The following is a 23,656-nucleotide window of genomic DNA, read 5'->3' on the forward strand; positions in this document are numbered from 1 at the left end:
CGCACGGTAGCGGCCCGTGCACGCTTTCGTCACTAGTTTCCCGGCGGGTTCTTCCGTCTCATCGGTCCAGTGGGGGCCACGCGGCACGGGCCGGAGGCGGGGACCACCGGACGCCGGCCCCGACCGCTACTCGTCCCCGCGGCAGGCGGACGTCATGGCCTCCCACCTGGCGAGCTTGACGCGTTCGCCGCGGTCGAGGCTGCGGGCCAGGGCGATCTCGGCCGCGTCGAGGTTGAGCCAGTCGGCGTAGGAGACGACCGGCAGCCCCCGCGCCTCCAGCAGCTCCTCGATGGTGCGCTTCGGCGCGCTGTCGGTGCCCTCCAGGTCCGCCAGGAGGTTGCGGACGGTCTCGGCCGCGTCGGACTTGTTGGTGCCGACGACGCCGGACGGCCCGCGCTTGATCCACCCGGCGACGTACTCGCGGGGGACGGGGGAGCCGTCCGCGGCGAGGATGCGGCCGCCGTCGTTCGGCACGGTGAAGGACCGCTCGTCGAACGGGACGCCGTCGAGCGGGACGCTCTGGTAGCCGACCGAGCGCAGCACCAGCCCGACGGGCAGCGTCTCGAACTCGCCGGTGCCGGTGACGCGGCCCGACTCGTCGAGCGCGGTCTTCTCCAGCTTCAGGCCCTCGACGCGCTCGGTGCCGAGGATCTCGGCGGGCGCCCGCCAGAACCGGACGTCGATGTGCCGGGCGCGGCCGGGGGCGGGCTCGCCCGTCCAGGCGTTCAGCACCTTGACGTTGCCGCGCACGTGCCGGTCCTTTTCGGCGAGCTCGGCGCTGGCGGGGTCGAGGTCCATGTCCTCGGCGCTGACGTGGATGCTGGCGTTGGGCAGCTCGCCGAGCTCGCGGGCCTCCTTGGTGGTGAACTTCGCCTGCGCGGGCCCGCGCCGCCCGATCATGTGGACGCGCCTGACCCGGCTCTTCGACAGCGCCTCGATGACCTGCTCGGGGACGTCGGTGGAGCGCAGCTCGTCCGCCGTCTTGGCCAGGATCCGGACGACGTCCACGGCGACGTTGCCGACGCCGATGACGGCGACCTCCTCGACGGACAGGTCGAAGGAGTGGTCGGCGGCGTCGGGGTGCCCGCAGTACCAGTTGACGAAGTCGGTTGCGGCGATGCTGCCGGGCAGGTCCTCGCCGGGGATCCGCATCTGCCGGTCGACCATCGCGCCGGTGGAGTAGATGACGGCGTCGTAGCAGTCGAGCAGGTCGGCGCGGGTGAGGTCGCGGCCGAGCTCGACGCAGCCGAAGAACCGCACGGCCGGGTTCTCCAGGACCCGCCGCAGGTAGTTGGCGATCGACTTGATCGACGTGTGGTCGGGCGCGACGCCGTAGCGGACCAGGCCGTACGGGGTCGGCAGCCGGTCGAACACGTCCACCCGGACGTTCCCGTCGGTCTGCTTCACCAGGGCCTCGGCGGCGTAGATGCCGGCGGGCCCGGAACCGATCACCGCGACGAGCACAGGGGATGCCATGCGCGTATTGTGCCGACCCGGACGGCAAAAGAACACCGTGACACCGGTCACGGGATCCTTCAACGGCCTCCGGCGGGCGCGGTCAGGGGCGCTCGGACGCGGCGGCGGCGAGCCCGACGCGGCTGTGGTGGCGGCCGTAGGCGAAGTAGATGACCGCGCCGATCGCCATCCAGGCCAGGAACCGGTACCAGGTCTCCAGCGGCAGATTGATCATGACGAACAGGCAGCCCAGCACCGACAGGATCGGGATCACCGGGACGAGCGGGGTGCGGAACGCGCGCGGGAGGTCGGGGCGGGTGCGCCGCAGGACCAGCACGCCGACCGACACCAGCAGGAACGCGAACAGCGTGCCGATGTTGACCAGCTCGGCGAGCTTGGCCAGCGGGATGAACCCGGCGAGCACGGCGACGATGCCGCCCATGATGACCGTCGACAGCCACGGGGTGCCGAACCGCGGGTGGATGGCCGACAGCCACGGCGGGAGCAGCCCGTCCCGGCTCATCGCGAAGAACACCCGGCTCTGCCCGAGCAGCAGGATGAGCACGACGGCGATGAGGCCGACGACGGCGCCGACGTCGATGATCGTGGCGAACGCCGAATGCCCGACGGCCTTGAACGCGTCCGCGAGCGGCGCGGCGTCGGAGAGCTTCCTGTAGTTCTGCATCCCGGCGACGACGGTCGACACCGCCGCGTAGAGCAGCGCGGTGATCACGAGGGAGCCGATCAGGCCGATCGGCAGGTCGCGCTGCGGCCGGCGGGCCTCCTCGGCGGCGGTCGCGACGATGTCGAAGCCGATGTAGGCGAAGAACACGATGGCGATCGCGGCGAAGATGCCGAGCCAGCCGTAGCTCACCGGGGTGATCCCGAAGATCACCTGCATCAGCGGCGCCGCCGCGCCCTTCACCGACGGGTTCGGCTCCGACGGCGGGATGAACGGGTGGTAGTTCTCGCCCTTGACGAAGAAGAGGCCCGCCACGATCACCAGCAGGACGACGGCCACCTTCACCACGACGACGACCGCGTTGACCCGTGATGAGATCTTCACGCCGAGGACGAGCAGCCCCGTCACGACCACCACCAGCGCGATCGCCGGGACGTTGACCACGCCGCCGCTGCTGCCCGGCGGGTTGAGGATCGCGGCGGGCAGGTGCAGGCCCGCGCTGTCCAGCAGCGAGGCGAAGTACCCGGACCAGCCGACCGACACCACCGCCGCGCCGAGCGCCAGCTCCAGGATGAGGTCCCAGCCGATGATCCAGGCCGGGAACTCGCCGAGGGTGGCGTAGGAGAACGTGTAGGCCGAGCCCGCGACCGGGACGGTCGAGGCGAACTCGGCGTAGCACAGCGCGGCCAGCGCGCACACGACGGCGGCGAAGATGAACGACAGCGCGACCGCCGGGCCCGCCTTGTCCTTGGCGACCTGCCCGGTGAGGACGAAGATGCCCGTGCCGACGATGACGCCGATCCCGAACACGACCAGGTCGAGCGCGGACAGGTCGCGGCGCAGCCGGTGCCCGGGCTCCTCGGTGTCCTTGATCGACTGTTCGACCGACTTGGTGCGCAGCAGGTTCATTCGGCGGCTCCTCGGCGTCACGTCGTTGTGACCCCCCTATGCCCCGATGCGTGCCGCTTATGATCGTCCACCGCCCGTAGTGCGCGGGCGGTGGACGATCCCCGCCCGGTCAGGCGAGTGAAGCCGTGCCGGGGGCGAGGAAGCGGCGCCCGGTCGTCCTCTCGGCGACGCCCGGCCTGTCCAGGTACGGGGTGATGCCGCCGAGGTGGAACGGCCAGCCCGCGCCGAGGATCATGCACAGGTCGATGTCCTCGGGCGCCGCGACGACGCCCCCGTCCAGCATGATCCGGATCTCGTCGGCGAGCGCGGCGAGCAGCCGCAGCAGGACGCGGTTGACCACGAACGCGGGCGCGTCCTTGACCAGCACGCACGACTTCTTCAGCGCCCGGCCGGTCGCGAACGCGGTGGCGAGCGCGGCGTCGTCGGTCCGCTCGCCCCGGACGACCTCCAGCAGCGGCAGCACCGCGACCGGGTTGAAGAAGTGGAACCCGACGACCCGCTCGGGGTGCGCCAGCTCCGACGCCATCCGCGTGACCGACAGGGACGAGGTGTTGGTCGCGAGCACGCAGTCGGCGGAGACGTGCTCCTCGACCTCGGCGAACACCCGCTGCTTGACCGCCATCTCCTCGAACACGGCCTCGATGACGAAGTCGGCGTCGGCGAACGCGTCCTTGGTCAGCGAGCCGGTGATCAGCGCCTTCAGCCGGTTCGCCTTGTCGGGGGACAGGCGGCCCTTGCCGAGCAGCTTGTCGATCTCGCCGTGCGCGTAGCCGACGCCGTGGAAGCGCGCCAGCGATGCTACTCGTTGGTAACCACTAAGGCTACTCGTCAGTAACCACTGACCGGGCGGTGCCCTTGTTCGCCCGGTGGCTCGTGGGTAACGTGGCGTGAAATCACCGGAGGAGGCGCGGTGACGCACGCGAGGCCCGTATACCGGCCGGGGCTGCGCCGGCGGATCGGGCACGTCCGCGACCTCACCGGACTCCTGCTGCGCACGGGGCTGCTGCTGTCCGGCGGACCGCGCCGCGTCGGCCGCCAGCTCGGCGCGCTGCGCCGCTGGGGCACCACCCTCGCCGGCGTCCTCGCCGCCGCGGCCGCGCACTCGCCGTCCCGCCCCGCCCTCATCGACGACGAGGGCGTGCTGTCCTTCGACGAGCTCGACGACCGCGCCACCCGCCTCGCCCTCGGGCTGCCGCTGCACGGTCCCCGCCCGCGCGTCGGCGTGCTGTGCCGCAACCACCGCGGCATGGTGCAGACGCTCGTCGCGTGCAGCAAGCGCGGCGCCGAGGTCGTGCTGCTCAACACCGGTTTCGGAACGGGCCAGATCCGCGCCGTGCTCGGCGAGCTGCGCCCCGCGCTGATCGTCGCGGACGCCGAGTTCGCGCCGCTGCTGGCCGGCGTGCCGATCGCGCTGCGCCGCACCGTGCTGTGGGCCGACCGCCGTCCCGGCCCGCCCGGCGGCTCCCCGGCCGGCGGGACCCCGCTGGCCGCGCCCGTCGCCGCGCCGCCCGCCCCGGCACCGTCCCTCCCCGGTCTCCCCGGCCCCGCCGACCAGAGCGCCCCCGCTCCCGCCGGGACCGGGCCGAGCATCGACGAGGTGATCGACTCGGTGCCCGCGCCGGACACCGCGCCCGGCCCGCCGCAGATCCAGAGCCGCACGATCATGCTCAGCTCGGGCACCACCGGCCGCCCCAAGGGTGCCCGCCGCCCGCCCCGCCCCGGGCTGTGGCCGCTGGCCTCGATGACCTCCCGGATCCCGCTGCGCGCCCGGCAGACCATGATCATCGAGGCGCCGCTGTTCCACACCTGGGGCTACGCCGCGCTGCAGATGGCCTGGGCGCTGCGCGCCCCGATCGTGCTGCACCGCAGGTTCGACCCCGAGCAGGCGCTGCGCTCGATCGCCGCCCACCGCGACACCGTCCTGTTCGCCGTCCCGATCATGCTGCAGCGCATCCTGGAGCTGGCCCCGCGGACCCGCGCGCTGTACGACACGTCCACGCTGCGGATCGTCGCGCTCAGCGGCGCCGCCCTGCCCGGCGACCTCGCCACCCGGTTCATGGACGCCTTCGGCGACAAGCTCTACAACGTCTACGGCTCCACCGAGGCGTCCTGGGTGTCCATCGCCACCCCGCGCGACCTGCGGATCGACCCGCGCACCGCCGGCCGCCCGCCGCGCAACACCTCGCTCGCCATCGTCGGCGCCGACGGCCGCCGCGTCGGCCGCTCCACCATCGGGGAGATCTTCGCCGCCAACGAGCTGCTCTTCGAGGGGTACACCGGCGGCGAGCCGACGCGGGTCCGCGACGGGCTGCTCGCCACCGGCGACCTCGGCCACATCGACCACCGCGGCCTGCTGTTCGTGGACGGTCGCGCCGACGGCATGGTCGTCTCCGGCGGCGAGAACGTCGTGCCGCGCGACGTCGAGGACGCCGTCCTGCGGCTGCCCGAGGTCCACGAGGCCGCCGTGATCGGCGTCCCGGACGACGACTGGGGGCAGCGCCTGGCCGCCTACATCGTGCTGCGGCCCGGCGCCCGGCTGAACGCCGAGGCCGTCCGCGCGTACGTGCACACGCAGGTCGCCCGGTACGCGGTGCCGCGCGACGTCCACTTCATCCCCGAACTGCCCCGCAACGCCACCGGCAAGGTCGTGCACCGCTGGCTCACCGCGGGCAGCGAGCAGACCCGGCCCGAGGGGCGCGTCGACTGGCCGCAGCCCCCGCCGTGGCCGCTGCCCGCCGAGACCGCGGGCTGACCCGCGCCGGCCGGCGGCGCGCTCAGGCCGGGGCGAGGGCCGGCCGCGTCAGCGCGGGCAGCCGGACCGTGATCGACAGCCCGCCGCCCCGCCGCGGGACCGTCTCGATCGACCCGCCGTGCGCGCCCACCACCGCCCGCACGATCGACAGGCCCAGCCCCGCACCGTCCGCCGACCCCACCCGGTCCGCCCGCAGCCGCCGGAACGGCTCGAAGATCCGCGTCGCCTCGTACGCCGGGACGGGCCGCCCCGTGTTCACCACCTGCAGGAACGCCTGGCCGTCCCGGACCCCCGTGCGCACCCACACCCGGCCGTCCCGCACGTTGTACTTCACCGCGTTCTCCAGCAGGTTCATCGCGCACCGCTCCAGCAGCACCGGATCGCCCGCCACCTCCGCCGGCGCCAGCCGCACCTCCACGTCCAGCTCGCCGGTGCGCCCGTCCAGGTCGTCGAGCGCGCCGCGCACCACCTCCGGCAGCGGCGTCGGCGTCCGGGACGCCGGCTCCCGCTCCGACCGCGCGAGCAGCAGCAGCCCCTCGATCAGCCGCTCGTGCCGCTCGGTGTTGCCGAGCAGCACGTCCGCGAGCGCCTTGGTCTCCGGCGGGTTCTTCCGGCTCGCGAGGGCCACCTCCAGCACCGTCCGGTTGATCGTCAGCGGCGTGCGCAGCTCGTGCGAGGCGTTCGCGACGAACCGGCGCTGCGCGTCGAACGCCCGGTGCAGCCGGTCCAGCATCCGGTCGAACGTGTCGGCCAGGTCCTTGATCTCGTCCTGCGGGCCGTCCAGCGCGATCCGCTCGTGCAGGGTGCTCTCCGACAGCCGCCGCGCCGTCGCCGTCACCTTGTGCAGCGGCCGCAGCATCCGCCCCGCCACCAGGTACCCGATCACCACCGCCAGCACGCCGAGCGCCACCATCGTCAGCAGCGACGTCTGCAGCAGCCCCTCCAGCACGTCGTGCTTCTGCTGCGCGAGCTGCCGGTCCTGCTCCGCCTTCACCGCCAGGATCTGGCTGAAGTCCTTCGACGCCACCAGCACCCGCAGCTTCGCCGCGACCTGCGGGTCCACGCTCGTCCGCTCCGGCAGCCGCTGGTCCAGCGTCCGCGCCGTCAGCACGTACATCACCGCGACCAGCACCGCCGACGTCACCAGGAACAGCGACCCGTACACCAGCGTCAGCCGCGTCCGGACGCTCAGCCGCGGCGTCCGCACCCGCTCCCGCACGCTCACCGCGCCTCCAGCCGGTACCCCGACCCGGTGACCGTCTCGATCACCGCGGGCTCGCCCAGCTTGCGGCGCAGCGTCGCCATCGTCACCCGGACGATGTTGCTGAACGGGTCGATGTTCTCGTCCCAGGCCCGCTCCAGCAGCCGCTCCGCGCTCACCACCCCGCCCTCGGCGCGCAGCAGCTCCTCCAGCACGGCGAACTCCTTGTTCGTCAGCCGCAGCTCCCGGCCGTCCCGCGCCACCCGCCGGCGGTGCGGGTCCAGCCGGATCCCGCGGCGCTCCAGCACCGGCGGCACCGGCGCCCCCGAGCGCCGCGACAGCGCCCGCACCCGCGCCACCAGCTCGCCGAACACGAACGGCTTCGGCAGGTAGTCGTCGGCGCCGAGCGACAGGCCGTCCACCCGGTCCTCGACGTCCCCGGCCGCCGTCAGCATCAGGATCCGCGCCGGGCCGCGCCGCCGCGCGAGCTCCCGGCACACCTCGTCGCCGTGCACGGTCGGCAGGTCCCGGTCGAGCACGACGACGTCGTACTCGTTGTAGGACGCCCGCTCGAGCGCGTCGTCCCCGTCGTACACGACGTCGACCGCCATGGCCTCCTCGCGCAGGCCGTCGGCGATCGTGTCCGCGAGGACCCGCTCGTCCTCCACGATCAGCACACGCATGAGGCGAGCATGGCCGGGCCGAGGTTAAACCCCCGTAAGGGCGGCGCCGCGCGGGTCAGGGCTTGCGCGCGACGCCGCCGGCGCACGCCACGTCGGGGAGATCCTCCTCGGGGCCCGGGTCGGGACGCCACCGCGTCACCGGCACGACGCCGGGCGGCAGCACGTCCAGGCCGTCGAGGAAGCGGGCGATCTGCTCGGGGCTGCGCGGCGTGTACGGGACGGCGCCGCTGCCGGAGTTGAACGCCGCGATCGCCGCCATGTACGCGGGGTCGTCGTCGGTGCCGTCGTACACCGCCACGTAACTGCCCGACGTCAGCGGCTCGACCAGCCGCCGCACCACGTCGCGGGCCTGGTCGTAGTCCTGGACGAGCCCGAGGATGCCCATCAGCATCAGCGCGACGGGCTCCTCGAAGTCGAGCGTGCGCCCGGCCTGCTCGATGATCGGCCCGGGGTCGCGCACGTCGGCCTCGATGTAGTCGGTGGCGCCCTCCGGACTGCTGGTCAGCAGCGCCTTGGCGTGCACGAGCACCAGCGGGTCGTTGTCGACGTACACGACGCGCGCCTCGGGCGCGATCCGCTGCGCGACCTCGTGTGTGTTGTCCATGGTCGGCAGGCCCGTGCCGATGTCGAGGAACTGCCGGACCCCCGCCTCGGCGGCCAGGAACCGCACCACCCGCGTCAGCATCTGCCGCGACCGGCGGGCCATGTCGACCATCCCGGGAAAGGCCTGGAAGATCTGCTCGCCCGCCTGGCGGTCGACGGGGAAGTTGTCCGTGCCCCCCAGGAAGAAGTTCCAGATCCGCGCCGAATGCGGCACGGTCGTGTCGATCTCGGGCCGTTGGTCCATGCAAGCTCCTCGGTCTCCGGAGGCGGTGCCGACCACCGGGAACCTTCCCCGGACCGTGCCCGGATACCCGTCGCGCCGCGCCGGCGCCGCCCGTCCGGGCGCTAGAGTCCGGCGAACCGCCAGCCCCTGCTCACCAGCGGTTCCAGGACGAGCAGCAGCAGGGCCCAGTAGGAGACCGCGGGGAACACGACCCCGAGGACCAGGGCGACCACCAGCAGCAGGACGGTGGAGAGGCCGCCGCGCACCGCGTCGATCGTCGGCGGGTCCTCCTCCGACGCCACGCCGGCGGTCCGGTAGGCGATCACCGTGATCACGGTCTGGCACACCGCCGCGGCGAGCACGTTGACGATGTAGGACCCGATGGTGAAGCGGTCGTGCGAGGAGTAGGACGCGACCATCTCGGTGGTGAACGGCAGCACGACGATCGCCAGCACCCAGCCCGCGTTCCACAGCATCAGCGCGCGCGTGTAGCCGCGGATGTGCTCGAACGTCCGGTGGTGCACCAGCCACAGCCGGATGATCACCGCGAAGCTCAGCAGGAAGCTGTAGATCTGCGCCTTGTGCTCGGTGAACACCTCGCTGGACGCCCCGTGCCCGCGCACCGTCTCCGGCACCACGTCGACCAGGGGCAGGACCAGCAGCGTCACGGCGATGGCCACGACCGCGTCGGTGAACAGGACCAGCCGATCGGGGTCCCGGGAGATCGCTCGCGACATGGAGGGTGATGCTACTAGCGGCGCCAGCAGGTGTAGGACACGGTGGCGGTGCCGCCCGGAGAGAAGGAGACCGACCCTCCGCCGCCACCGCCGATGTAGCAGAGCACCGTCGGCCGCACCACCACGGTCACCGTCGCCGAACGCCCCGCCTTGAGCGTCCCGCCGCCGGACGCGCTGACCCGCCCGCCCCGCGACCGCACCGACGCCACCGCCCAGCGGACCGTCCCGCCGACCGCCGTCAGCCGCACCGGGCACGACCTCGGCAGACCGGCGACGCCGAGGCCGTGGCACCCGCCGTCGCTCACCGCCAGCCGCCCGGCCCCGCCCCCGCTTCCGCCGCCGGGCTTGTGCCTCGCCGGCTTCTTCCCGGCGGGCTCGTCCTTTCCGCGCTTCTTCTCGTCCTTCTTCTCCTGCGCGCCCTTCTGCGCGGGCGAGACCGTCACCGGCGGCAGGCTCGGCTCCGGCGTCGCCGGCGCCGCCGGCGGAGCCGACTCGGGCTTCGCGTCCCCGCCCGCCTCGAACGCCGCGACCACACCGGCCGCCAGCACCGCCGCGGCCGCCGCCCCGATCACCGCGACCCGCCTGCGTCCGCGCGCGGGCCGGCGGCACTCGTCGCGGACGATCTCGTACAGCCAGTCCCGGAACGTCCCCGCGTCCGGGACGTCCGCCCCCTTGGCGCGCAGCGCGAGCAGCGCCTCCCGGACCGCCCGCACCGCCCGCCCGTGGTCGCCGAGCAGCCCCTCCGCGTACTCGACGAGCTCGGGCCCGTACACGTTGTAGACGTGGCCGACCGCCCCGGGCCGCTGCCCCCGGAGCTCCTCGACCAGCCGGAAATCCTCGTTCAGCGGGGGCGCGGCGTTGCTGGGCACGAACGGATTATGGCCGACCGGCCACGCTCGGTTATGTGCCCGGACCACACATACGCGCCCCGCTCTTTATCACCGAACCAACACCCCGCCCGCCTAATGCACGTTTAACGCCCGGGTCGGTTCGGTGGGGGCGCTGGGCCGTGGGGTCCGCGGGAAGGGAGACATGGGGAATCGGGTTCGGATGATCGCGGTGGCCGGGGGCGTGCTGGTCGGGGCGGTGGCGTGCGGGGGCGGGGGTGACGGCGGGGACGGCGTGGCGAGCGTCGGGGGCGCGGCGGCCAAGGCGTCCGCGTCGCCGAGCCGGTCGCTGAGCCCGGAGGACGCGCAGCTGAAGTTCGCGCAGTGCATGCGGCAGAACGGGGTGGACGTCCCGGACCCGGGCAGCGGGCACGCGGAGACGATGCGGATCGGGAAGGGCGCCGAAAAGGGGAAGCTGCAGGCCGCGCTCAAGAAATGCCAGTCGTGGCTGCAGGCCGGCGGGAAACTGCCGGATCTGAAGGACCCGAAGGTGCGCGACCAGTACGTGAAGTTCGCGCAGTGCATGCGGGAGCACGGGGCCGACATGAAGGACCCGGATCCCGACGGGACGATCCATATCCCGGTGGGGAAGACGAACCCGGAGACCGTCAACAGGGCGCGGGAGGCGTGCAAGAACCTCGCGCCGGGGGCCGGGAAGTGAGGCGCGCCGTGGCGGCGGGCGGCGCCGCGGCCGTCGTGGTGGCGGCCGGCGGGGGAGTGCTCGCCTGGACGTCGGGCGACGGGAAGGGCGCGGAGCCGCCGCCGGCGCGGCTCGGCACGGCGGCCGTGACCAGGGGCGACCTCGTCGACACCGAGAAGGTGGACGGGAAGCTCACCTACGGCGACGAGCGCGAGGTGTACGCGGGGGCTTCCGGAGTCGTGACGTGGGCGCCGGCGCAGGGCGCGACGGTGAGGCGGGGCGGGACGCTGCTGAAGGTCGCGGGCGACCCGGTCACGCTGATGTACGGCGGCGTGCCGATGTACCGGGTCCTCAAGGACGGCGACTCGGGCAAGGACGTCCGGGAGCTGGAGGAGAACCTGCGGGCCCTCGGGTACGGCGGGATGACCGTGGACGACGAGTTCACCGGCGCGACCGCGGACGCGGTGGAGGACTGGCAGGACGACCGCGGACTCGAGCAGACGGGGACGGTCTCGCCGGGGCAGGTGGTGTTCCTCTCGGGCGCGGTGAAGGTGAAGGACGTGAAGGCGCCGGAGGGGAAGCGGGCCGTGCAGGGGCAGCCGGTGCTGACGGTGGCCGGGACGCGGCGGGTCGTGCACATCGACCTCGACGCCGACAAGCAGGACATGGCGCGCGAGGGGGAGAAGGTGCGGGTCGAGCTGCCCGGCGGGACGACCGTGGACGGGACGGTCAGCGAGGTCGGCAGCGTCGCCGAGACGACCGGGTCGGGGCAGGACCAGAAGACCACCGTGAGCGTCGACGTGTCGCTGAGCGGGAAGGGGACGGGCCGCCTCGACGAGGCGCCGGTCAGCGTCGAGCTGGAGAGCGAGCGGCGCGAGAACGTGCTGTCGGTGCCGGTGGAGGCGCTGCTTGCGCTCAAGGAGGGCGGCTTCGGGGTGGAGGTCGTGGACGGGGCTCGGCGGCGGCTCGTCCCGGTGCGGACGGGGTCGTTCGGCGGAGGCCGGGTCGAGGTCGAGGGCGCCGGGATCCGGGAGGGCGTCCGGGTGGGGGTGCCGGCGCAATGAGGTTCGGGGACGGCGCGGCCGGCGACGCGATCGTGGAGCTGGCCGCGGTGACGAAGAAGTACGGGAGCGTCGCGGCGCTGCGCGGCGTGGACCTGCTGATCGGGACGGGGGAGATGGTGGCGATCGTCGGGCCGTCCGGGTCGGGGAAGTCGACGCTGCTGCACATGATCGGGACGCTGGACCGGCCGACGGCGGGCCGGGTCAGGGTCGCGGGCCACGACGTGGCGGGGCTGAGCGACCGGGAGCTGTCGGCGCTGCGGGCCCGGCACATCGGGTTCGTCTTCCAGCAGTTCCATCTCGCGCCGGGCGTCAGCGCCCTCGACAACGTCGCCGACGGGCTCCTCTACAGCGGCGCGGGATTGAAGGAGCGGCGCAAGCGCGCGCGGGAGGCGCTGGAGCGGGTGGGGCTCGGCGGCCGCGCCGGGCACCGGCCGCACCAGCTGTCGGGCGGCGAGCAGCAGCGGGTCGCGGTGGCGCGCGCGGTGGCGGGCGGCCCCGACCTGCTGCTGGCCGACGAGCCGACCGGCAACCTCGACACGGCGGCCGGGTCCGGGGTGCTCGCGCTGCTGGACGAGCTGCACCGGGCCGGCACCACCGTCGCGATCATCACGCACGACCTGGACGTCGCGGCCCGCGCGCCGCGCCGGGTCCGGGTCCGCGACGGGCTGGTCGTCGCGGACGAGCGGGCGGGGGCGGTGGGCCGATGAGCGGGCTCGTCCCGGCGCGGCTCGGGCCGCGGGACGTGGTGCGGACCGGGCTCGCGGGGCTGCGGACGCGTCCGGCGCGCGCGGCGCTGTCGGCGCTCGGCGTCGCGATCGGGATCGCGACGATGGTCGCGGTCATCGGGATCTCGTCGTCGAGCAAGGAGGACCTGCTGCGGCGCCTTGACCGGCTCGGCACGAACCTGCTGACGGCGAAGCCGGGCAGCACCCTGTTCGGCGACCAGGCGGAGCTGCCGGAGACGGCGCCGGAGATGGTGCGCCGGATCGGGCCGGTCACCGGCGTCGGCGCGACCGGGGAGGTGGACGCGACGGTGCGCCGCACCGACCGGATCCCGGTGGAGGTCACGCAGGGCATCGCGGTGCAGGCGGCCTCGCCGGACCTGCTCGCGACGCTCGGCACCGGCACGGCGAGCGGCCGGTGGCTGAACGCGGCGACCGAGCGGTATCCCGGCATGGTGCTCGGGTCGGAGGCGGCGCGGCGGCTCGGCGTGGACGCGGCGGGCGGCCGGGTGTTCGCGGGCGGCCGCTGGTTCGTGGTGCTGGGCGTGCTGCGGCCCGCGGAGCTGGCCCCGGAGATCGACCGGTCCGCGCTCGTCGGCTGGGACGCGGCGGAGCGCTACCTCGGCTTCGACGGGCATCCGACGACGATCTACGAGCGGTCCACGGACGCGTCGGTGAACGACGTCCGGGACGTCCTCGCCCGCACGGTGAGCCCCGAGCACCCCGAGGAGGTCGAGGTCGCCCGGCCGTCGGACGCGCTGCGGGCGAAGGCGGAGGCGGCGGGCGCGTTCGCCGGGCTGCTGCTCGGGCTCGGCGCGGTGGCGCTGCTGGTCGGCGGCGTCGGGGTGGCGAACACGATGGTGGTGTCGGTGCTGGAGCGGCGCCGCGAGATCGGGCTGCGCCGCTCGCTCGGCGCCACCCGCGGCCAGGTGCGGACGCAGTTCCTCGCCGAGTCGCTGCTGCTGTCGGCGTCCGGCGGCGCGGCGGGGGCGGTGCTCGGCGCCGCGGTGACCGCCGGGTTCGCGGCGGCGAAGGGCTGGCCGCCGGTGCTGCCGGCGTGGGCGCCGGCGGGCGCGCTCGGCGCGACGCTGCTGATCGGGACGGTCGCGGGCCTGTATCCGGCGGTGCGGGCGGCGCGGCTGTCGCCGACGGTCGCGCTGGCCGCTGTGTGAGACGTGCCGGCCGGCCTCGGTCCGCGGCGGCGTCCCTGATCCGGCTCTGGTCTCGGTCCGGCGGGCCGGTGCATGATAAGGGCACCGACGACGTCCTGCCCGGGAGGTGCCCGCACAGCCATGCCCGTGCCACGTCCGCTGCGCGAGCGTTGCCGCGAGTTCCTCGGTACCGACGGCGAGATCCGCTACATCTTCCCCGCGACGTCCTACGGCGGCGGGGCGGGCTTCATCTTCGTCGTCACCGACGACCAGGTCGCCGTGATCTCCACCGGGCCGCTCGGCCGCAGCACCCCGAAGAGCATCTGGGGCGCCTACCCGCGCGGGACGCGGATCGGCCCGGTGGAGACCGGCGCCGGCGCGTCGTTCGAGTTCGCCGGCGCCGCGTTCGAGGTGGACGACGAGTACGTCCCGGTCGTCAACGCCGCCGACAGCGAGGTCTTCGCCCGCGACAGCCTGCCCCGCGACCCGCTGCCCGACCTGTAGCCGGGGAGCGGGGCGTCAGGAGCTCGGCGCGGGCTCGACGGTCTTCTTCGCGGCGGGCGCCGGCCGCGACGGGCCGGTCTTGCGCAGGAACAGCGCCATCACCGGCACCAGGTACACCGTCCACATGACCAGCTGCAGCCAGGTGATCTGCGGGGTGACGTTCAGCACGCCCTGCAGGACGGTCTGCAGCCAGTCGCCGGGGGTGCCGAGCTTGTCGAAGAACAGGTGCGGCTCGATCGCGACCGAGTTCAGGCCGGGCAGCACGTCGGCCTCCTGCAGGTCGTGGAAGCCGTAGCCGAACACGCCGGCCGCGACGACGATCAGCGCGCCGCCCGTCCAGGTGAAGAACCGGCCCAGGTTGATCTTGAGGCCGCCGCGGTAGAGCAGGTAGCCGAGCACGATCGCGACGACCAGGCCGAGCGCCGCGCCGATGATCGGCTGGGTGGAGCCGCCGGACGAGCTCTGGATGTTCGTCCACAGGAACAGCACGGTCTCGATGCCCTCGCGGCCGACCGACAGCAGCGCGACGGCGGCGAGCGCGAGCGGCCCGACGTTCAGCGCGCCCTCGAGCTTGCCCTCCAGCTCCGACTTCATGAACCGGGCGGTCTTGCGCATCCAGAAGACCATCCAGGTGACCAGGCCGACCGCGACGATCGACAGCAGGCCGCCGAACAGCTCCTGGGTCTTGAACTGCATCTCCGAGGACGCCGCGGTCAGCGCGATGCCGAAGCCGGCGGCGAGCGCGATGGCGATCGCGACGCCCGTCCAGACGGGGACGAGGGCCCGGCGGTTGCCGGTCTTCACCAGGTAGGCGATGAGGATGCTGACGACCAGGGCGGCCTCGAGCCCCTCACGCATTCCGATGAGGAAGTTGCCCAGGAGCATCGCTGCCCTCCTCGAGACGCACGGATGGTTTAGGCAAAGCTAACCTAAGCCAGTGTGTGCCCGGGCGGCGCCCCCTCGCAAGACCCGATCGGCCGGCCTCGCCGCGACGAGACGCGCCTCACATGCGGCGGGACCAGCAGGCGCGGCCCGCCGCATCGATCACCAAGGGGCGATCACTAGGGGAAGTCGAGCCGCAGGAACGCCCGCGCGATCGGCTGCGCCGTCAGCTCGACCTGCCAGCGGCGCGCGCCGAGCCCGCGCAGCGCGGCGCCGACCGCCGACGCCGACGGCTCGTCCGGCGGGGTCCACGCCAGCCGGCGGACGTAGTCGGGCTGGATCAGGTTCTCCGACGGCATCGAGTGCTCGTCGGCGAGCGCGGCGACGACGGCGCGGGCGGCGGTCAGCCGCTTGGCGGCCTCCGGGTCGCGGTCGGCCCAGCGGTGCGCGGGCGGCGGCCCGTCGCCGGGCAGGTTCGCCTCGGGCAACTGCCGGTCGGGCACCGCGCGGGCCCGCGACACCGCGCGCAGCCACGCCGACTGGTGCCGGCGGGCGCCGCGGCCCCGCATGGTCGGCAGCGCCTGCAGCTCGGCGGGGGTCTTCGGCGGGTTCAGCGCCAGCTCGACGATCGCCGCGTCCTGCAGCACCCGGCCGGGGGACAGGTCCCGCTCGCGGGCGATCTTGTCGCGCGCCTCCCACACCTCGCGGACGGTCGCCAGCGCGCGCCGGTTGCGCACGCGGTGGATGCCGGACGTGCGGCGCCACGGGTCGGGGCGCGGCGGCTTCGGCGGGGTGGTCAGGATCGCCTCGAACTCCTCCAGCGCCCACTCGAGCTTCCCGGCCTCGCGCAGCTCGGCCTCCAGCGCGTCGCGCAGCTCCACCAGCAGCTCGACGTCCAGCGCCGCGTAGCGCAGCCAGTCCTCGGGGAGGGGGCGGGTGGACCAGTCGGCGGCGGAGTGGCCCTTCTCCAGCAGGAAGCCCAGCACGTTCTCGACCATGGAGCCGAGGCCGACCCGCGGGTAGCCGAGCAGCCGCCCGGCCAGCTCGGTGTCGAACAGCCGCTTCGGCACGAGGCCGACCTCCGCCAGGCACGGCAGGTCCTGGTTGGCGGCGTGCAGCACCATCTCGGCGTCGGCGAGCGCCGCGTCCAGCGCGGACAGGTCGGGGCAGGCGATCGGGTCGATCAGCGCGGTGCCGGCGCCCGCGCGGCGCAGCTGGATCAGGTAGGCGCGCTGCCCGTACCGGTAGCCGGACGCCCGCTCGGCGTCGACGGCGACCGGGCCGGTGCCCGCGGCGAACGCGGCGATGACGCGTTCCAGCTCGGCGGCGTCGACCACGACCGGGGGGACGCCCTCGCGAGGTTCCAGCAGCAGCACGGCCGGGGGCCGCTCGACGGCCGCCGTCGTGCCGGCCGCCGTCGTGCCGGCCGCCGCCGTGCCGCCCGGGGCGAACCGCTCCTGCGCCGTGCCGGGCTCGGCGGGCACGGCCTTGCCCGGCCCGCCCGCCTTCTTCGCGCCCGCCGGCAGCGCGGCGGCCTCCTCGCCACCGGACTCCCGTTCGGGACCGGTGGCACGCGTTTCGGACACTCCCACTTTTCCCGTATTCTCCCCCGCCGCCTCGGTTCCGGACGCTGTGCTCACGTCCCCTACCGTACGTCGCTCTCGGTACCTCCCGGGGAGGGGCGACCCCCGCGCCCTCCGGACGTGCCCCGGGGACTCAGGGGCCCGTGCCGCCGGGCCTGTCCGGCAGCGCGGCGACGCCCGCCGGGGGCAGGCCCGCGGTGGTGCACATCACCTCGCACCAGGCCGCGACGTGCCCGGCCAGATCGTCGCCGGTCGGGGACCAGGAGGCGCGCAGCTCCAGCTCGGTCGTGGACGGCTCGTCGCGCTTGTCGCCGAAGCTCTCCGACACCGCGCGGGTGATCGTCCCGGAGACGCCCGCGTAGCCGGCCGGCTCGAGCGCCTCGAGCAGCCAGTCCCAGGCGACCGAGCCGATCAGCTCGTCGGCGGCGATGTCGGGTTCGAGGTCGGCGCGGATGTAGGCGACGATCCGGAAGCCGTTCGTCCAGCCCTTGGCGCCGTCGGGGTCGTAGAGCACGATCAGCCGGCCCATCGCGACCTCGGTGTCGTCGTCGCGGTACACCGACCCGGACAGGGCCGCGGCGTACGGGGCCAGGCTCTGCGGGGCGGGCATGTCCTCCAGGTCGAGCTCGGGCCGCGGACCGGGCCCGTCGAGGATCTCGCGCAGCGTGTCGAGCGCCCGCTGGAAGGCGGGAGGGTTCATGGGCGGACCGGCCTGGGTGCGGGGGCGGGACTCGTGTCGGTGGTGCCGGGACGGGGTGCCGCCGCGCGCGACGGGAGGGAACGGAGGGGATGCAGGCACAGCACAGTGGGTTTCGTCTCGGGGGCCGCGGCGTTCAGGCCACGGCCCGCGCGGATGCGGCCGGCGGGGAGGCGGCGCGTCTGGGGCCCGTCCCGCCGGGGGACGCCGGAACCGGGTCCGCGGGGGACGCGGCGGGCCGGCCGGGAGGCGCGCCGCGCACGGCGCCAGGGGACGTCAGCGGCGGGTCGACCAGCACGGCCGCTCCGCACTCGACGCAGACCCGCTCGGGGCACTCCGCGCCGTGCCCGTCCGGGCACGGCGGCTGCTCGAACACACGTTCATCACCGCAGGTGGAGCAGTGCAAGGGGGAACCTCCCTCGGCTATGACACGCATCACGTTCGCACGCGCCGGTGACAGAATGCGGGACTTCGCTCGGCGTGTCCGGAACTTCATGGGTCACCGCCGTCACTCCGGTCGTCACCCCGGTGCGCCCGGCACGCGTTCTCGTGGGACCATCACAACGTGACCGCTGACGCCGCCCACCCCGCCGACACCGCTGCGAACCCGGCTGACAATTCCGGTCCGCTCGCGGAGAGCCCGTTCCTGCTCGCCTGCCGCCGCCGGCCCGTGCCCCGCACCCCCGTGTGGTTCATGCGGCAGGCGGGCCGCGCGCTGCCAGAGTATCTGCGGCTCCGCGAGGGCGTGCCGATGCTGGAGTCGTGCGCGCGCCCGGACATGATCGTGGAGATCACGATGCAGCCGGTGCGCCGGTACGGCGTGGACGCGGCGATCTTCTTCAGCGACATCGTGGTGCCGCTCAAGGCGATCGGCATCGATGTCGACATCAAGCCGGGCGTCGGCCCGGTCATCGCCGACCCGATCCGGGACGCCGCGGGGCTGGACGCGCTGCGCCCGCTGGAGCCCGGCGACGTGCCCTACGTCACCGAGGCCGTGCAGGGGCTGGTCGGGGAGCTCGGGGCCACGCCGCTGATCGGCTTCGCGGGCGCCCCGTTCACGCTCGCGTCCTACCTCATCGAGGGCGGGCCGTCGAAGAACCAGGAGCGCACGAAGGCCCTGATGTACGGCGACCCCGACCTGTGGGACCGGCTCATGGGCCGGCTCGCCGACATCACGATCGCGTTCCTGAAGGTGCAGGTCGCGGCCGGTGCGAGCGCGATCCAGGTGTTCGACTCCTGGGTCGGCTCGGTCGCCCCGGAGGACTACCGCGCCTCGGTGCTGCCGCACACCCGCCGGATCTTCGCCGCGCTCGAGCCGCTCGGCGTCCCGCGCGTCCACTTCGGCGTCGGCACCGGCGAGCTGCTCGGCCTGATGGGCGAGGCGGGCGCGGACGTGGTCGGGGTCGACTGGCGCGTCCCGCTGGACGAGGCGGCCCGCCGCGTCGAGCCGGGCAAGGCGCTGCAGGGCAACCTCGACCCGGCGGTGCTGCTCGCGCCGTGGGAGACGGTCGAGCGGCGGGCGCGGGACGTGCTGGCCCGCGGCCGGACGGCCGAGGGCCACATCTTCAACCTGGGCCACGGGGTCCTGCCGTCGACGGACCCGGACGTGCTGGCCCGCCTCGTCGACCTCGTCCACGAGGCGGGCTCCACGCATTGAGCGCCTACCGGGGAGGCGGCGGGTCGCCGCGGACCGGCTCGGCGCCGGGATCGCCCGTGTCCGCCGAGCCGCCCGCGCCCACCGTGACGGGCTGCTCCTCGCCCTCGCCCGCGCCGGCGCTGGTGTCCGGTTCCGCGGGCCCGCGGCCGCGGCGGCGGTTCCGGTAGGCCACGACCGGCGCGACGATGATCGCGGCGGTGACCAGGAACGGCAGCAGCCAGCCGAACACGACGGCGACGCCGCCGAGGAACCCGGTGAACGCGTGCCAGCCGTCGCCGAGCGCGCCGACGAACCCGCCGCGGTCCTCATGCCGCCGCACCGGCTTGGCCGCCGCCTCCAGCGTGACCGTCACGGTCGCGTACCGGGTGCTCTGGCTCAGCGCCTTCTGCCGTGCCTGCAGCGACTCGAGGTCCGCCTCCCGCGAGGAGATCTCCTGCTCCACGTCGATGATCTCGCCGACCGTCGTCGCCTTGTCCAGCAGCTTGCGGAACGAGGCGAGCGAGGCCTTCGCGGACCGGACCCGGCTGTCGACGTCGGCGACCTCGCCGGTCACGTCGTCGGCCTGCTGGCTCAGCGACAGCTTGGTGCCGAGCCGCCGGGACAGCTGGTCCAGCACGCCGGCGTACCGGTCGGACGGGATCTTCAGCGTGATCGTCGAGCCGGGCGGGTCGCTCGACCCGGACTCGTGCTCGACGTACCCGCCCGCCGCGCTCGCCAGCTGCTTGGCCGTGGTCGCGGACGCGTCCACGTCCTTGGCCCGGATCCGCATCGTGGCGGTGTAGACGACGGCGCGGCCGGCCGGCAGCGGGGGCCGCGCCGCCGCGCCCCCGTCCCCGCCGGAGCCGGACCCGCCGCTCGCCTGCTTGCGCTGGGCTTGGGCACCGTTCGGCGTGGCCGCCGGGGCGGCGAGGCCTCCCGCCGTGCTCTTCTCGCCCGAATCCGACGATCCGCCGCCGCCGCACGCCGTGAGCGTCGCGCCCAGTACCCCGGCCAGGACGAGGACGATCAGTGCGTACGGGATCTGCCTGACGCTTCTGACGTTCAGCATGACGCTTGGACGGAGTGGTGCAGATCACCGTTCCGGCGGGCGCGTCGCGATCCGGCCACGGCGCGGGCACGCCGGGGTCACGGCCGCGCCGTGGTCCTGGCGTGCCCGGTCTCCGGCTTCCACGAGGAGCGCGTCAGCCGTCGGACAGGACGACCGGGCCGCCGATGTTGACGCTGCCGAGCGTCCACAGGGCCCCGGTGCCGGGGACGACCGCCAGCGACGTCGCGTAGATGTTGCTGCGGTTCGGGACGGCCGTGGTCGGCACCCGCGACCACGCGCCGCCGCCGTAGTGGAGCAGGCCGGGCTCGGCGGGCTCGTCGAGGGAGTGCCCGACGGCCCACAGGCCGCCGTCCTCCCCCTTGGCGATCTTGGTCAGCGCGTTGAGCCCGGCGGGGACCGCCGCGTCGGTCCAGGAGGTCCCGTCCCAGTGCATCAGCACGGGCGTGGACGGCGAGGTCGCGTAGCTGATGCCGGTCGCCCACGCGTCGGTGGGGGAGAGGGCGACCATGTCGGTGAACCCCGTGCCGGGGACGGTCGCGTTCACGGGGACGCTGTGCCAGGACCGCCCGTCCCAGTGGCGCGCCACGGGCGTCCCGTCCCCTTCGGAGGCGGTGCCGAGGACCCAGATGTCGTCGTCCGCACGGACGTAGGAGGCGGTGCGGTAGACGTCCGGGAGGGCGGCGACGTGCGTCCAGGTGCCGCCGCTCCGGCGGTACACGTCGGTGGCGGTGCTGACCCAGACGCCGGACGCGTCCGCCTGCAGCGTCGCGGCGCCGGCCCCCGCGGGCAGCGCCACCTGCGCGAACGAGGAGCCGGTGAAGTGCGCCAGGTAGGGGGTCGTCGAGCCGTCGTCGGCGAACCGGGGGCCGGTGATCCACACGTCCTCGGGCGCGACCGCGTCGACGTCGGTGATCGTGCCGTGGCTCGGCAGGCCCTGGAGGTCGTACTCGACCCAGCCGCCGTTCTTCCAGCGGCGCACGACGGGGTTGCCGGGGATGGTCCTGCCCGTCCCGGGGACGGGGCCGGGGACCAGGATCTCGCCCTGGTTCCCGGCGATCCAGACGCTGTCGGGCCCGGCTGCGGCGACGTCGTAGAGGGAGTTGTTCGGCCAGAAGAACGGCAGCTGCACGGGCTTGAAGTCGCCGCGGCCGGCGGCTGAGGCGGGCGCGGCGAGGCCGGCGGCCAGACCGGCGGCGAGGACCGCGGCGGCCGCGGCGGCGAGGGATGCCTTCCGAGAGATCATGCTTGCCAGTATTCACTGGCATGGTCGGATGGATCTTGTCAATCCCGGATAGAAAAACGGCGCCGCGCTGCGGGCGCCCCGGTGCGCGGTTCCGGGAGGCGTCTGGAAGGCTGGACGCATGACCCCGTCTCGTCCCGCCGCGCACGCCGCCGTCGTCGGCGGCGGCATCGCGGGCCTCACCGCCGCGCGCGCGCTCGCCCACGCCGGCGTCCGCGTGACCGTGCTGGAGGGCTCCCCGCGGATCGGCGGCAAGCTCCGGGTCAGCGACATCGCCGGGATCCCGGTCGACGAGGGCGCCGAGTCGATGCTCGCCCGCCGCCCCGAGGGGCTCGCGCTGGTCCGTGCCCTCGGCCGCGGCGGCGACCTGGTCAACCCCGGCACGACCTCCTCGGCGATCCTCAGCCGCGGCGCGCTCCGGCCGATCCCGTCCGGCCAGGTGATGGGCGTCCCGTCCGACCTGAAGGCGCTCGCCGCCGCGCAGGTGCTGTCCCCGGCCGGCCTGGCCCGCGTCCCGCTCGACCTGGTGATGCCCGAGACACCGCGCGGCGGGGACGTCTCGGTGGCCGACTACATCGGCGCCCGGATGGGCCGCGAGGTCGTCGACCGGCTCGTCGAGCCGCTCCTCGGCGGCGTCTACGCCGGCCGCGCCGAGCTGCTGTCGTTCGACTCCACGCTGCCCGCCGTCGCCGCCGCCGCGCGCGCCCACCGCTCGCTGATCAACGCCGTCCAGGGCATCCGGGACGCCGCGCCGAAGGACCCCGGCCCGGTGTTCGCCACGCTGCCCGGCGGGCTCGGCTCGCTGCCGCCGCTGGTCGCCGCCGACATCGAGGCGGCCGGCGGGACGGTCCGCGTGAACGCGACGGTCCGCGAGCTGCGGCGCCGCCCGGACGGCTGGCGGCTCACCGTCGGGTCCGCCCGCGACCCCGAGCACCTCGACGCCGACGCCGTCGTGATCGCGGTGCCCGCGGCGCCCGCGTCCCGGCTGCTGACCGACGAGGTCCCGGACGCCGGGCGCGCGCTGGCCGGCATCGAGTACGCGAGCATGGCGATCGTCACCCTCGCCTACCAGGCCTCCGCGTTCCCGAGGCTCCCGGACGGCAGCGGCTACCTCGTCCCGGGCGTGGAGAGCGACACCGAGGCCGGCGGCCGGGGCGTCAAGGCCGTCACCTTCAGCTCGGTAAAATGGCCGCATCTGCGCGACCGCGACCCGGGCGTCATCGCCGTCCGGTGCTCCATCGGGCGGTTCGGCGAGGAGCGGCTGCTCCAGAGGTCCGACGAGGAGCTGAAGGCCGCCGCGATGGCGGAACTGGCCGCCACCTCCGGCGTCGCCGAGCTGCCCGTCGAGGGCCGGGTGACCCGCTGGGGCGGCGGCCTCCCGCAGTACAACGTGGGCCACGCCGACCGCGTGGCCGGGGTCCGCGCCGCGGTCGCCCGCGTGCCGGGGCTCGCCGTCGCGGGCGCCGCCTACGACGGCCTCGGCATCCCCGCCTGCATCGCCTCGGCGAACGCGGCGGCCGACCGGGTGCTGGACCATCTGCGCAGTCGAGGAGGGACGAACGATGTCAGGGACGGAGCCGGCGGCGAGGCCGAAGGCGCGCGAACTCAATAGCGTCATCCGCTACACCATGTGGTCGGTGTTCAAGGTGCGCGACACCGGCGCGCTCGGCGAGCAGGACGCCGCCGAGGTGCGGGACCTGCTCGACCAGATGGCCGAGAAGGACGTCACCACCCGCGGCTCCTACGACGTGGCGGGCCTGCGCGCGGACGCCGACTACATGTTCTGGTGGCACGCGCCCAGCTCCGACGACCTCCAGGAGGTCTACACGCGGTTCCGCCGCACCGCCGTCGGCCGCGCCAGCGAGCCGGTGTGGTCGCAGATGGCGCTGCACCGCCCCGCGGAGTTCAACAAGAGCCACATCCCGGCGTTCCTGGCCGACGAGGAGCCCCGCGCCTACGTGTGCGTGTACCCGTTCGTCCGGTCCTACGAGTGGTACCTGCTGCCCGACGAGGAGCGTCGCGCCATGCTCGCCGAGCACGGCAAGATGGCGCGCGACTACCCCGACGTCCGCGCGAACACGGTCTCGGCGTTCGCGCTCGGCGACTACGAGTGGATGCTCGCGTTCGAGGCCGACGAGCTGCACCGCATCGTCGACCTGATGCGGCACCTGCGCGGCGCGCGCGCCCGGCTGCACACGCGGGAGGAGATCCCGTTCTACACCGGCCGCCGCAAGCCCCTCACCGAGCTCATCGCCAACCTCCCGTAACGGACCATTGCGGATCTTGCGCGGCGGGAACGGATAGATCCCTGGGATCCGCCCAGAATCCGGACGCAA

Annotated in this window: 22 protein-coding genes and 1 pseudogene; 9 read left to right on the forward strand and 14 right to left on the reverse strand. The window is 74.2% G+C overall.

Features of this window, described 5'->3' with window-relative positions; all coding sequences use genetic code 11:
- Positions 1-126: 126 nt before the first annotated feature.
- From F8568_RS23805 to F8568_RS23815, 3 genes and pseudogenes are all read right to left on the reverse strand, one after another.
- Positions 127-1,476, reverse strand: coding sequence for an FAD-dependent oxidoreductase (locus F8568_RS23805; protein ID WP_151595900.1), 1,350 nt, complete (start codon positions 1,474-1,476; stop codon positions 127-129).
- 82 nt (positions 1,477-1,558) lie between these two features.
- Positions 1,559-3,046 (reverse strand): amino acid permease, encoded by a 1,488-nt coding sequence (locus tag F8568_RS23810; protein ID WP_151595901.1) that lies wholly within the window; start codon positions 3,044-3,046, stop codon positions 1,559-1,561.
- Between the two features lie 109 nt (positions 3,047-3,155).
- A pseudogene (locus F8568_RS23815) lies at positions 3,156-3,824 on the reverse strand (3-hydroxyacyl-CoA dehydrogenase family protein); the annotation flags it as partial.
- Positions 3,825-3,956: 132 nt separating this feature from the next.
- On the opposite strand from F8568_RS23815, the gene F8568_RS23820 reads away from it, so the two are divergent.
- A complete protein-coding gene (locus F8568_RS23820; RefSeq protein WP_160573734.1) occupies positions 3,957-5,798 on the forward strand; it encodes an AMP-binding protein in 1,842 nt (613 codons plus the stop codon).
- 22 nt (positions 5,799-5,820) lie between these two features.
- Here the strand turns inward: F8568_RS23820 and F8568_RS23825 are convergent, their stop codons facing one another.
- The 5 genes from F8568_RS23825 to F8568_RS23845 form a co-directional block, all read right to left on the reverse strand.
- Positions 5,821-7,023 (reverse strand): sensor histidine kinase, encoded by a 1,203-nt coding sequence (locus F8568_RS23825; RefSeq protein WP_328600994.1) that lies wholly within the window; start codon positions 7,021-7,023, stop codon positions 5,821-5,823.
- The gene (locus F8568_RS23830) at positions 7,020-7,682 is read right to left on the reverse strand and encodes a response regulator transcription factor (protein WP_151595903.1); all 663 of its coding nucleotides are present in this window, start codon (positions 7,680-7,682) and stop codon (positions 7,020-7,022) included. The genes F8568_RS23825 and F8568_RS23830 overlap by 4 nt, the downstream gene beginning before the upstream one ends.
- Before the next feature lie 55 nt (positions 7,683-7,737).
- A complete protein-coding gene (locus tag F8568_RS23835) occupies positions 7,738-8,529 on the reverse strand; it encodes an SAM-dependent methyltransferase (RefSeq protein ID WP_151595904.1) in 792 nt (263 codons plus the stop codon).
- A 101-nt stretch (positions 8,530-8,630) separates the two neighbouring features.
- Entirely contained in the window at positions 8,631-9,245 is a 615-nt protein-coding gene (locus tag F8568_RS23840; RefSeq protein ID WP_151595905.1) for a TMEM175 family protein, read from the reverse strand.
- Between the two features lie 14 nt (positions 9,246-9,259).
- Positions 9,260-10,114 (reverse strand): RNA polymerase sigma factor, encoded by an 855-nt coding sequence (locus F8568_RS23845; protein WP_151595906.1) that lies wholly within the window; start codon positions 10,112-10,114, stop codon positions 9,260-9,262.
- Between the two features lie 163 nt (positions 10,115-10,277).
- Between F8568_RS23845 and F8568_RS48495 the strand changes: the two genes are divergently transcribed.
- From F8568_RS48495 to F8568_RS23865, 5 genes are all read left to right on the forward strand, one after another.
- Positions 10,278-10,793, forward strand: a complete 516-nt coding sequence (locus tag F8568_RS48495) for a hypothetical protein (protein WP_236009081.1) — start codon at positions 10,278-10,280, stop codon at positions 10,791-10,793.
- Entirely contained in the window at positions 10,790-11,836 is a 1,047-nt protein-coding gene (locus F8568_RS48500) for a peptidoglycan-binding protein (RefSeq protein WP_328600995.1), read from the forward strand. The genes F8568_RS48495 and F8568_RS48500 overlap by 4 nt, the downstream gene beginning before the upstream one ends.
- Entirely contained in the window at positions 11,833-12,543 is a 711-nt protein-coding gene (locus F8568_RS23855; protein ID WP_151595908.1) for an ABC transporter ATP-binding protein, read from the forward strand. The genes F8568_RS48500 and F8568_RS23855 overlap by 4 nt, the downstream gene beginning before the upstream one ends.
- Entirely contained in the window at positions 12,540-13,730 is a 1,191-nt protein-coding gene (locus tag F8568_RS23860) for an ABC transporter permease (RefSeq protein ID WP_151595909.1), read from the forward strand. Before F8568_RS23855 ends, F8568_RS23860 begins: the two co-directional genes overlap by 4 nt.
- 120 nt (positions 13,731-13,850) lie before the next feature.
- Positions 13,851-14,213, forward strand: coding sequence for a hypothetical protein (locus F8568_RS23865; protein ID WP_151595910.1), 363 nt, complete (start codon positions 13,851-13,853; stop codon positions 14,211-14,213).
- 15 nt (positions 14,214-14,228) lie between these two features.
- Here the strand turns inward: F8568_RS23865 and efeU are convergent, their stop codons facing one another.
- The 4 genes from efeU to F8568_RS46980 form a co-directional block, all read right to left on the reverse strand.
- Positions 14,229-15,098, reverse strand: coding sequence for an iron uptake transporter permease EfeU (efeU, locus tag F8568_RS23870; protein WP_151595911.1), 870 nt, complete (start codon positions 15,096-15,098; stop codon positions 14,229-14,231).
- Between the two features lie 176 nt (positions 15,099-15,274).
- Complete coding sequence (locus tag F8568_RS23875; protein ID WP_328601001.1) at positions 15,275-16,471, reverse strand: ribonuclease D; 1,197 nt, start codon at positions 16,469-16,471, stop codon at positions 15,275-15,277.
- Between the two features lie 340 nt (positions 16,472-16,811).
- Positions 16,812-17,378, reverse strand: coding sequence for a DUF3000 domain-containing protein (locus tag F8568_RS23880; protein WP_151595912.1), 567 nt, complete (start codon positions 17,376-17,378; stop codon positions 16,812-16,814).
- 133 nt (positions 17,379-17,511) lie between these two features.
- Positions 17,512-17,751 carry a hypothetical protein gene (locus F8568_RS46980; RefSeq protein ID WP_202125267.1) on the reverse strand — a complete coding sequence of 80 codons (240 nt, stop codon included), beginning with the start codon at positions 17,749-17,751 and terminating at the stop codon, positions 17,512-17,514.
- A 270-nt stretch (positions 17,752-18,021) separates the two neighbouring features.
- Here F8568_RS46980 and hemE point away from each other — a divergent pair, with 270 nt between their 5' ends.
- Entirely contained in the window at positions 18,022-19,032 is a 1,011-nt protein-coding gene (hemE, locus tag F8568_RS23885) for a uroporphyrinogen decarboxylase (RefSeq protein WP_202125283.1), read from the forward strand.
- Positions 19,033-19,036: 4 nt separating this feature from the next.
- On the opposite strand, the gene F8568_RS23890 is transcribed toward hemE, so the two are convergent.
- Complete coding sequence (locus F8568_RS23890) at positions 19,037-20,080, reverse strand: DUF4349 domain-containing protein (RefSeq protein ID WP_151595915.1); 1,044 nt, start codon at positions 20,078-20,080, stop codon at positions 19,037-19,039.
- Between the two features lie 133 nt (positions 20,081-20,213).
- Entirely contained in the window at positions 20,214-21,323 is a 1,110-nt protein-coding gene (locus F8568_RS23895; RefSeq protein WP_151595916.1) for a hypothetical protein, read from the reverse strand.
- Positions 21,324-21,441: 118 nt separating this feature from the next.
- Here F8568_RS23895 and hemG point away from each other — a divergent pair, with 118 nt between their 5' ends.
- Positions 21,442-22,932, forward strand: coding sequence for a protoporphyrinogen oxidase (gene hemG, locus F8568_RS23900; RefSeq protein WP_151595917.1), 1,491 nt, complete (start codon positions 21,442-21,444; stop codon positions 22,930-22,932).
- Positions 22,883-23,587 carry a hydrogen peroxide-dependent heme synthase gene (gene hemQ / locus F8568_RS23905; RefSeq protein WP_151595918.1) on the forward strand — a complete coding sequence of 235 codons (705 nt, stop codon included), beginning with the start codon at positions 22,883-22,885 and terminating at the stop codon, positions 23,585-23,587. Before hemG ends, hemQ begins: the two co-directional genes overlap by 50 nt.
- The last annotated feature ends 69 nt before the right edge of the window (positions 23,588-23,656 follow it).

It is taken from the genome of Actinomadura physcomitrii (assembly GCF_008923205.2).
Classification (GTDB): domain Bacteria; phylum Actinomycetota; class Actinomycetes; order Streptosporangiales; family Streptosporangiaceae; genus Spirillospora; species Spirillospora physcomitrii.